This is a genomic window from Streptococcus sp. HMSC077F03, from assembly GCF_001812375.1.
Classification (GTDB): domain Bacteria; phylum Bacillota; class Bacilli; order Lactobacillales; family Streptococcaceae; genus Streptococcus; species Streptococcus oralis_S.
The window spans coordinates 1-742 of sequence record NZ_KV808790.1; the positions used below are offsets into that span (position 1 = coordinate 1).

The 742-nt window shown below is 51.1% G+C and carries 8 tRNA genes; all 8 read left to right on the plus strand.

The features are described from left to right. The first annotated feature begins 33 nt into the window (after positions 1–33). The 8 genes from HMPREF2853_RS05190 to HMPREF2853_RS05225 all read left to right on the plus strand — a co-directional run bounded on the left by HMPREF2853_RS05190 (position 34) and on the right by HMPREF2853_RS05225 (position 741). Positions 34–106 (plus strand) — tRNA-Asp (locus HMPREF2853_RS05190). Positions 107–130: 24 nt separating this feature from the next. Next, a tRNA-Lys gene (locus tag HMPREF2853_RS05195) sits at positions 131–203 on the plus strand. Positions 204–208: 5 nt separating this feature from the next. Next, positions 209–290: transfer RNA gene (locus HMPREF2853_RS05200), tRNA-Leu, on the plus strand. A 12-nt stretch (positions 291–302) separates the two neighbouring features. Beyond that, a tRNA-Thr gene (locus tag HMPREF2853_RS05205) sits at positions 303–375 on the plus strand. A 27-nt stretch (positions 376–402) separates the two neighbouring features. Next, positions 403–474: transfer RNA gene (locus tag HMPREF2853_RS05210), tRNA-Gly, on the plus strand. A 7-nt stretch (positions 475–481) separates the two neighbouring features. Beyond that, positions 482–567: transfer RNA gene (locus tag HMPREF2853_RS05215), tRNA-Leu, on the plus strand. Positions 568–578: 11 nt separating this feature from the next. After that, positions 579–652: transfer RNA gene (locus HMPREF2853_RS05220), tRNA-Arg, on the plus strand. A 15-nt stretch (positions 653–667) separates the two neighbouring features. Further along, positions 668–741 (plus strand) — tRNA-Pro (locus tag HMPREF2853_RS05225). Position 742 lies beyond the last annotated feature (1 nt).

Genomic DNA, 742 nt, shown 5'->3' on the forward strand with positions numbered 1-742 from the left:
AGGGTCAGCGGTTCGATCCCGTTAACTCCCATAGGTCCCGTAGTGTAGCGGTTATCACGTCGCCCTGTCACGGCGAAGATCGCGGGTTCGATTCCCGTCGGGACCGTTTAAGATAACGGAAGTTATTTTAGACTCGTTAGCTCAGTTGGTAGAGCAATTGACTTTTAATCAATGGGTCACTGGTTCGAGCCCAGTACGGGTCATATTTGCGGGTTTGGCGGAATTGGCAGACGCACCAGATTTAGGATCTGGCGCTTAACGGCGTGGGGGTTCAAGTCCCTTAACCCGCATAATAGAAAGTAGCCGGCTTAGCTCAGTTGGTAGAGCATCTGATTTGTAATCAGAGGGTCGCGTGTTCAAGTCATGTAGCCGGCATTTTTTTATATAGAATAAGAGGTCGATGCGAACGTAGTTCAGTGGTAGAACACCACCTTGCCAAGGTGGGGGTCGCGGGTTCGAATCCCGTCGTTCGCTTAGAGAGGCCGGGGTGGCGGAACTGGCAGACGCACAGGACTTAAAATCCTGCGATTGGTAACGATCGTACCGGTTCGATTCCGGTCCTCGGCATATAATGATGAGCACCCTTAGCTCAACTGGATAGAGTACCTGACTACGAATCAGGCGGTTAGAGGTTCGACTCCTCTAGGGTGCATTTTTTTATTTAACGCGGGAAGTAGCTCAGCTTGGTAGAGTACTTGGTTTGGGACCAAGGTGTCGCAGGTTCGAATCCTGTCTTCCCGAT